This window comes from Edaphobacter sp., assembly GCF_035532915.1.
Taxonomy (GTDB): Bacteria; Acidobacteriota; Terriglobia; order Terriglobales; family Acidobacteriaceae; genus Edaphobacter.
Genome location: NZ_DATKQC010000032.1, coordinates 1 through 8,257, shown reverse-complemented (window position 1 = coordinate 8,257; position 8,257 = coordinate 1). Strand labels below are relative to the sequence as shown.

The following is an 8,257-nucleotide window of genomic DNA, read 5'->3' as shown; positions in this document are numbered from 1 at the left end:
CCAGACGAATGGGCTGGCAAACTTCAATGAAGACGAGATTCGGCAGCGTGTAGAGGATGCGGTTGCGCGAGCCCGGCAGCAGGGTGGAGCGGCGGGCGATATGGCGAACGCCGTGGTGGGGATGCTGGGAGGAATGATGGGTGGGCCGGGCGGCGGTGGACGCGGTGGGCGAGGCGGCGGCGGACGAGGCGGCGGGCGCGGCGGATTTCGTGGGTTCAATCCTTCACAACCGCATGGAGCAATCTTTTATGAGGGCGGCAATGGAGCGTTGAATGCGGCGCCCTTCTCGGTGGCTTCGGCGCTGGGAGAGCCGGGCGCACAGGTGGTGAAGCCGTCATCGATGTCGAACCGGTTTGGTGTGAGCTTTGTGGGATCGCCCTTTATACCGGGACTGGTGAAGCCAAGTTCGAAGCAGTTTGTGTTTTTAAATGTGATCGGGCGACGGAATATTACCCCGGGCATCTTCAATGGCACGGTGCCGACGCTGGCGGAGCGGAGCGGAGATTTTTCCACACTGGGACAGACGCTGTATGACCCGACGACGGGCCAGCCGATTCCAGGGAACAATCTCAAGAACGCTTCGGTGCCGCTCTCGCCACAGGCGCTGGCGCTGTTGAACTACTATCCAGCGCCGAATGTTCCTAACGCAGGGCTGCGCAATAACTATCAGACTGTAACCAACGCTGGTCAGAATTCGACAACGGCTGCGCTGCGCTATGTCAGGAACTTCGGGCAGAGCGGGTTTGGCAGCATGTTTCGGCGGCAGGCGGCGAATGCTCCGAAGACGCTGACGCAGAACATCAACTTCAACGGCAGCTATTCGCACAGCGCCATTGACAGCCGGAATATTTTTCTGCCGTTGGGTGGAACGACGGCCTCCGATGGGTATGGAGTCACGGCGGGCTACACCATCGGCTATGGCCGGTTGCGGAACAGCGCTTCGATCAACTGGAACCGTTCGCACGCGATGACGGTGAACTACTTTACCGATGGGTTGACCAACCCCGGGTTGCAGGCAGGCGTGCTGGTGGGAAATTCCACGATCCAATCAAACCAGTTCTACTATGGCGTACCGTCGATCTCGTTCGGCGGCTCGAACGCCTTTACCGGGTTGAGCAATACAGCTCCAAACGACACGATCAATCAGACCATCTCGTTCAGCGACTTTGTGAGCTATCGATTCGGGAAACACAACATGCGGTATGGCGGAGATATTCGGCGCGTTCATGCCGACTCGATTGGCGGGACGCAGGTAACGCCGCTGGGATCGTTCAGCTTTACCGGATATGCGACGCAAAATCCTGCAAGCGACTGCACCGCTACGACGACCACGACCTGCCCGGTGGTTCCGGCGAGCGGGTCGGGATTCGCGGACTTTCTGCTGGGAATGCCGCAGCAGGCTTCGGTACAGGCAGGCTTGAACAAGACATATCTGCGAGCGAATGTCTATGACTGGTATGCGCAGGACGACTGGCGCGCGCTGGCAAACCTGACGCTGAATTTTGGGCTTCGCTATGAGTATTTTTCTCCCTACGTGGAGAAGAGCAACCGACTGGTGAACCTGGATCACAATGCGGATTTTTCCAAGGTGGAAGCAGTTCAGCCGAACCAGAGAGGCATTTACAGCGGAAGCTTTCCGCAGTCGCTGGTGAATCCCGATCGGTCGATGTATTCGCCACGGTTTGGATTTGCGTACCGGGTGCCGTCGAAGCTGATGAAGCAGACGGTGATTCGGGGTGGCTATGGCATCAACTACAACACTGGCCAGTACGGGACCATTGCGCGGCAATTGGCCAATCAGCAGCCCTTTGCGGTGACGCAGACCAACATTGCCGGGCAACAGGGCTGTGGCACGCTGGGGCAGTTTACGCTGGCCGGAGCGTTCAACTGCTCGAATGCGCCGGTGCAGAATAACTTCAGCGCGAACCTGAATTATCGGCTGGGACATGTGCAGATATGGGACCTCGATATTCAACGGACGCTGCCGCTGGGCATTGTGGCGAACATTGGCTATGACGGGACGAAGGGCGGCGATCTCGACATGGTGCGCGCACCGAACCGGACGGCCACGGGCCTGCTGAATCCCGGAGCACAGGCCTTCAACTATGAGGACTCGCTCGGCTATTCGCGGTTCGAGGCGCTGCGCGTGAATGTGCGCAAGCGGATGTCGAAAGGCATATCGCTTCAGGGGACGTATCAGTATGGACACTCCATCGACAATGCTTCGTCGATCGGCGGCGGCTCGCAGACGGTGGCGCAGAACGATAACGATCTGAATGCGGAAGAGAGCAACAGCTCCTTCGACGTTCGCCATAAGCTGACCGGCAACTGGGTCTTCGAGCTTCCGTTTGGGCCGAACCGCCTCTTCTTTACCAAGGGTGGATTGTGGTCCACGATTACGGATGGGTTTTCACTGTCGGGGGACTTCACCTTTTCGTCGGGGACATACTACACACCGAGCTATCAGTTGACGGTGCAGGAGGCGGCGACCGGCACCACCAATTCGCTGCGACCGAACCGGAACTTCGGCGTGCCGATCAGCGGTGAAGGAAAGATTGGCAACTGGTTCAACGCGGCGGCCTTCAGCGCTCCTGCCGCGGGCGAGTTCGGCACTGCGTCGCGAAACTCCATCGAAGGGCCGGGAACGGTGGGCGTGGACGCTTCGCTGTCGCGTACGGTGCAACTGGGCGACACGCGGTCGTTCGAGGCACGCGTGACGGCAGGGAATGCGTTGAACATCGTGCAGTATTCGGGCATCGACACCACGCTGAACTCACCCACCTTTGGACAGGTGAGGGGCGCAGCACAGATGCGCACACTGACAGTATTTGCACGGTATCGGTTCTGAAAGGCAGTCGTTCGTGATGGGAGTGAGGAACGTGAAGAGGGTTCGGGCGATGGGTCTTTGGATGGAGAGAACGGCTGGCATGACGGGCAATCGCGTTGCAGCGGCGATGCGTCCTGCGCTGGCGGCGGTGCTGATAGCGATGATGGCGGGAACGCCGATGGTCGCGCAGCAGCAGGGTGCGGATGGGACCTTCACACTGAAGGTGCAGAGCGATATCGTGCTGACCAATGTGGTAGTGCGGGACAAAAAAACGGGTGAGGTGGTGAAGGGGCTGAAGGCCAGCGACTTCACAATTCTGGAGAACGGAAAGCCGCAGAAGATCGCCAGCTTCGACTATCAGAATGTCGATGACGCCGCGGTGCTGCACGAGAAGACGACCGTCAGCGGAAAGGCTTCGATTGCCGACTTGTTGAATGGGAATGGTAATTTTTCCGCCGAGCCGGCTGCATTGAAGGACCACCGGCTGATTGTGATGTTCTTCGACCTGAGCAGCATGCAGCCGGAGGACATGGACCGGGCAGTCGATGCGGCAAAGGATTACGTCAATAAGAAGATGCAGCCCGCCGACCTGGTGGCACTGGTGAGTCTGGACACTTCGCTCAGTCTCGACCAGGATTTTACGGCGGACAAGGCCGTTCTGCTGAAAGGTGTGGGCAAGTACAACGGCACCGAGGGCACGGGGTTTTCGAATGGCAATGAGGGGGGCAACTCCGGCGGGACGGCGGACGATGCGTCGAGCTTTACAGCGGATGACAGCGAGTACAACTCGCTCAACACAGACCGTGAGTTGTATGCGATCCGGTCGATTGCAAAGTCGCTGGAGCGAGTGGACCAGCGCAAGAGCCTGCTGTACTTCAGCGGCGGGGTGACGCGGCAGGGCATAGAAAATCAGGCGAGCATGCGCGCGGCGACGAATGAAGCCGTAAAGGCGAATATGGCCATTTACAGCGTCGATTCGCGCGGTCTGGAGGCGCTGCCGCCAGTGGGCAACGCTTCGACGGGAAGCCTGCGCGGCACGGCTGCTTATGGCGGCGGCGCGATGCAGAGCAATCTGGATGCGAACTCCGGCTCGCAGGAGACCCTGTCTACTCTGTCCAGCGATACGGGCGGAAAGGCGTTCCTCGACTCGAATGATTTTGCCCCGGCGTTTCAACAGATTCAACATGACACCGAGGCCTACTACATCGTTGGGTTCCACTCCACGAATGCGGCGCGGGATGGAAGCTATCGGCACCTGACGGTGAAGTTGAACCGTGGCGATGTGAAGCTGGACTATCGGCCTGGGTACTATGCGCCGGCTGATTTCAAACATCAGAAGACCGAGGACCGCGAACAGGCTTTGACGGAGCAGATGCGCAGCGACCTGCCCGCGACCGATGTTGCGGTGTACCTGCAGGCGCTCTACTTCCGGCTCGACGACAATAAGTTTTTTGTTCCGATATCGCTGATCGTTCCGGGTTCGCAGATCCCCTTTGTAACCAATGGCGACCGCGACAAGGCCAACATCGACATCATGGGACAGGTGAAGGATGCCCAGGGAATCATCGTGGGCAATGTTCGCGACACGGTGAAGCTGGCGCTCGATTCGTCGCAACAGGTGAAGCGAAAGAACATCCAGTACTCAACCGGATTTACGCTTGCTCCCGGACGGTATCATCTGAAGTTCGTGGTCCGCGAGAATGAGACCGGGCGCATGGGAAGTTTTGAGACGGACATCCAGGTTCCGGATATGCGCAAGAGCCCCCTGAAGCTGAGCTCGATTGTGCTGTCGAGCCAGCGCACGCCGAATACGACGAAGAAGGCGGCGAGCCCGCTGGTGCGCGATGGCGTGGAGTGGATCCCGAATATTCCGCATGTGTTTCGACAGGACCAGCACCTCTACTTCCTCTATGAGGTCTATGACCCCGCGAAGCAGCAAGGCGGTGCGGTAGCGGCTGATGCTCCTGGGTTGAAGCGGCGCGAAGGCAAGCCGGTGCGGGTGCTGACCAGCATCGAGTTCATGCGCGACGGCGTGAAGGTGTACGAGACGCCGCTGGTGGTCGCCGATGCGATCAATATTCCCGAGCGCGATGCGGTTGGCTTTCAGTTCGATGTTCCGCTAACTCAATTGAAACCGGGCACCTACGTCTGCCAGGTCAACGTCATCGACGATGCCGGCGGCAGCTTCAGCTTTCCCCGGTTGGCGTTGAGAGTGGAGACGGCAGCACCTGCTGCGCCCTCCACGGCTGCGCTGACGAAGACACCGGCGAACGCACCGGCAGCGCCATAATTCTGCCTATTGACAGGAGATTTAGAGAAGCGGATGATGCTGACGTACCTCGCGGAGGCATGCCATGGGCTGTCCAGTCCGCCTCTTTCGTCTCTCTTCCGCTCTTTTCCTCTTCAGTGCGTTCGTGGCCGGAGCGAGCCTGTCCGCACAGCTCAATGCCCATAGTCATGAGCTGGCGGTAGAGCTGGAACACGAAGATCCGCAATGGCCTCTGATACAAGCGCACCTGCCTGATCCCGCGACAGCTTCTGGGGAGAAGTTGGAGACCGCCGCGGATGTGCTGCGGGCAAGGCGCTTTCCAGAAAACGCCCTGAACTATTACTCGGATGCGCTCAAGCGCGGAGCCGACGAGGTAGAGATATTGAACAAGATGGGAGTGACGGAGCTGGAAGTGGGAAATCATGAGATTGCGCGCGCATTCTTCCAACGCGTGGTGCACCTGAAGCGCAAGAACCCCGACGGATGGAACAATCTTGGCGCGGTGGAGTATCTGGAAGGCGAGAATGGAAGTGCCATCTCCGACTACAAAAAGGCAATCAAGCTGAATAAGAGATCGGCTCCATTTCACTCCAATCTTGGAACAGCGTACTTCCAGCGCAAAGATTTCGAGAGTGCCCGGAAGGAGTTCGACGTCGCGTTGAAGATCGATCCGGACCTGATGCTGCATCGCGGAGGACCGGGTGGAATCACGATGCGGATGCTGTCGCCGGCGGACCATGCGCGATTCTGCTACGAGCTTGCACGGCTCTATGCACAGCATGGAGATGTGGCAAATATGCTGCACTACCTGACGACGGCGAGCGAAGGCGGCTTCGACGTATTAGAGGCGATGAGGCATGATGATCTGCTGGAGCAGTATCGCAAGGACCCTCGGGTTCTACTGCTGGTGCATAATGCAGAGGCGATCCGCAGTGGCCACATGCCTCTGACCGCCAGTACCACGGCTCTGCCGCCTTTGCCTCCGCCGGAACACTAACGATAAGGGCAGTGACGGCAGTTGGAATTACAGCAGTAGCCCCGCTTGAGTAGATACGTTGCGGTGAAGACGAGGTAGGGGCCTTCATAGTAAAAATCTTCCGGAGTTAGCGGCACGGGCTCTTCAGCAGGCTCTGGCTCACCGGGTTTGAGTGGCTCCGTCATCGCTAAAACAATGTTAGAACGGGTGGTGTGGGCGCAGGAATGGGCAGAAGGATGGGTATCATGTCTTCTTCGTGGCTTTCGATGTGCAGGCTGCCGTTGCGATAGATGACTTGCTTTCCGGGAACAGCGGGAATGCGCTCACCAGGCACAATGATTCCTGCGAGGTTGGCGGGGTCGGCGGCGGCGACGGTGATGGGTACAAGGCAATCGCGGTTGCGAGCTGCGCGGAGCGAATCGACGGCGGCGGGAAGAGCGAATTGTTCGCCGCCGAAGCCGGAGACGAAGCGGCCGCCGCGGACTTCGCCACGTGCTTCGAGGCGGCGGAGGACACCGAGGAGATCGCGCCATTTGGGGGTGTTGGACTCGCGTGTGAGAAGGTCGCGGAAGAGAATTCCGTAGCGGGCGAGCAACATGCGTGCAGCGGATTCAAGAGCAGCGTCGGTACGGCGGGCCTGCTCGATTGGAGTCGGCGCGGCGTGGACCTCTTCGGAGAGGAGCGACCAACGTCCGGCCGAGCTGCGGACGGTGCGCTTGCCGGGAGTGTCGGCGGTAGAGGATTTTCTGCGGGGGGCCATCATGGCGCGGAGCTGGTCGAAGCCGTCGGCGGCTGCGAGACCGGCGGTGGCCAACTCCCAGAGCGCATGCTGCGTCTGTGGCCGCGTGAGATTGAGGATGCGCTGGATGTCGTTGGAGAAGCAGGCTCCGCGCTGCTGGAGCAGTGTGCGAACCTGCAGAGCCTCAGGGCTGAGGGCTTGCTGGAGCTTGGGCTCTTCGACGCATTGCTGTGCAAGCGCGTGGGGCAGCCAGTCAGCAGACTCGCGGACGTAGAAGGTAATGGGGGCGGCGTTGGTGGGGATGACTCGGCGTGGCGCAGAGCCGTCGCCAATGGCCCAGGCAGGATGGGGAGAGATACGTCCCCAGCCGACGGCGCCCGATAAACACAGCGCATCGAGCCAGCGGGAATCGTAGTTGGCAACACGAGCGGGAAGGAGCGTACGCTCCCACTCGATGGCGGGAGCTTCGAAGCCTTCAAGCTGATGAAGCACTTCGAGGACTCCTTCTTCCCCGGCAAGCTGGGCCTGCGGTACAAGATGCTGCCAGCCGAGAAGCCAGCGCATGTAGACGGCTGGCGTGACGGCTTCGATCTGCTTGCGAAGCGTGCTCAGGGTGCGACGATGGATGCGCTGCAGAATACGGCGCTCGCACCACTCGATATCGTGGTCTGTCGATGGCTTGGGATGCTCGAAGACTCCGCGCATGAGGAGGCCCTGCATCTCCATGGCGAGAAAGGCCTGAAAGACTTCGGCCGGATCGAGCGCCAGACGATGTGCAAAAGCATTGGCGGTTGTGGGGCCAAGAATTTGTAACCAACCCTGAACACATTGCTTCAAGGCTGCTTCTTTTGTAACTAAATCAGTTTCATTTTGCGCATCACGCGAGAGCAAGTTGGTATAAGGAAGACGCTCCGTTGCGATCCAGCAGAGAATGCCGCCGGATTCTATGGTTTGAGCACGGCCAGTCTGAGTCAGCCGTTCGTAGAAGGTGGGCCAGTGGCGGGCTTCGGTTGTATCAAGAGTAGAAAGTGGCAGCGCGATGACCGAGTGCAGCAGATCATGTAGCTCGTGTTCGTCGCGGATGTCGGGCCAGCACTCGCGGCGCACCTCGTCGATGGCACTCTGATCGAGCTTGCCCGATTCTTCGAGGACGCTCTCGGGGAGCGATCTTCGCAACGATACGGCACGGGCGCGGCGTTCTTCCAGTCCCGCGTCGTCGAGAAAGGCGTAGGGATTAGCGTTGATGAGCTCGTGCGCGAATTGCGAGGGGACTGGTGTATCGACGGCGAGACAGCGAATGCTTCCCTCTTTGATTCCGCGTAGAACTGCGATGAGACCTTCGAGGTCCATCGCCTCCTGAAGAACGTCCTGCATCACTTCATCGACGAGAGGATGATTTGGAATCTGAATGTCGCCGACGATGGTCTCAAAGCAGGCGGCGGCTTG

At 59.4% G+C, this 8,257-nt stretch carries 5 protein-coding genes; 3 read left to right on the top strand and 2 right to left on the bottom strand.

Annotated features, from left to right (window positions below; all coding sequences use genetic code 11):
* The 3 genes from VMU57_RS01425 to VMU57_RS01415 form a co-directional block, all read left to right on the top strand.
* The coding region (locus tag VMU57_RS01425) for a carboxypeptidase regulatory-like domain-containing protein (protein WP_325380056.1) at positions 1 to 2,848 on the top strand (2,848 nt) is incomplete at its 5' end.
* A gap of 79 nt (positions 2,849 to 2,927) precedes the next feature.
* A complete protein-coding gene (locus VMU57_RS01420; protein WP_325380054.1) occupies positions 2,928 to 5,117 on the top strand; it encodes a VWA domain-containing protein in 2,190 nt (729 codons plus the stop codon).
* A 64-nt stretch (positions 5,118 to 5,181) separates the two neighbouring features.
* Positions 5,182 to 6,093, top strand: a complete 912-nt coding sequence (locus VMU57_RS01415) for a tetratricopeptide repeat protein (protein WP_325380051.1) — start codon at positions 5,182 to 5,184, stop codon at positions 6,091 to 6,093.
* Here the strand turns inward: VMU57_RS01415 and VMU57_RS01410 are convergent.
* On the bottom strand, positions 6,090 to 6,257 hold the full coding sequence (locus tag VMU57_RS01410) for a DUF5522 domain-containing protein (RefSeq protein ID WP_325380049.1): 168 nt from the start codon (positions 6,255 to 6,257) through the stop codon (positions 6,090 to 6,092). The genes VMU57_RS01415 and VMU57_RS01410 overlap by 4 nt on opposite strands.
* A gap of 2 nt (positions 6,258 to 6,259) precedes the next feature.
* Positions 6,260 to 8,257, bottom strand: a 1,998-nt coding sequence (locus tag VMU57_RS01405; protein ID WP_422653409.1) for an Lhr family helicase, incomplete at its 5' end; no start/stop codon positions are given.

What these genes read in the sequence shown, in the direction of transcription:
- VMU57_RS01415 (WP_325380051.1), top strand. Translation starts at nt 5,182, where the DNA reads ATGGGCTGTCCAGTCCGCCTCTTTCGTCTCTCTTCCGCTCTTTTCCTC.
- VMU57_RS01420 (WP_325380054.1), top strand. Translation starts at nt 2,928, where the DNA reads ATGACGGGCAATCGCGTTGCAGCGGCGATGCGTCCTGCGCTGGCGGCG.
- VMU57_RS01410 (WP_325380049.1), bottom strand. Translation starts at nt 6,257, where the DNA reads ATGACGGAGCCACTCAAACCCGGTGAGCCAGAGCCTGCTGAAGAGCCC.